This window comes from Novosphingobium sp. B-7, assembly GCF_000410615.1.
Classification (GTDB): Bacteria; Pseudomonadota; Alphaproteobacteria; order Sphingomonadales; family Sphingomonadaceae; genus Novosphingobium; species Novosphingobium capsulatum.
This window is the reverse complement of record NZ_KE148503.1, coordinates 514-824: the sequence shown is the minus strand read 5'-3', so window position 1 is coordinate 824 and position 311 is coordinate 514. Positions and strand designations below refer to the sequence as shown.

The 311-nt window shown below is 72.3% G+C and carries 1 pseudogene; it reads right to left on the bottom strand.

From position 1 onward, the window contains the following. Positions 1-311: pseudogene (locus tag H926_RS29960) on the bottom strand (bifunctional ADP-dependent NAD(P)H-hydrate dehydratase/NAD(P)H-hydrate epimerase); the annotation flags it as partial.

Here is a 311-nt window from a genome sequence, read left to right as displayed (position 1 = left end):
GCGCCGCTTGTTTGGCCGTGTCGCGCACCACCAGTTCCGGCGGCGGCCCGGATAGCGCGCTTTCGCCCGCCAAGACCTGTACATAGCCTGCCCCACCGCGCAGCGCGGCCGTCGCCGCCAGAAGCGCCGCGCCGGGCATGGCACCGGCCACGATGCCCAGCAAGCCCCGGCGATACTTGTGCGCATCGGCCGTTGGCGCTGCCAAGACTGGCCGTGCCAGCACATGCGCCGCGCCGGGCACCGTGCCCACGCCAATATCCACCAGCCGCAGCGCGCCCATCGTGGCGCAAGCCGGCATCGCATAGTGGGCA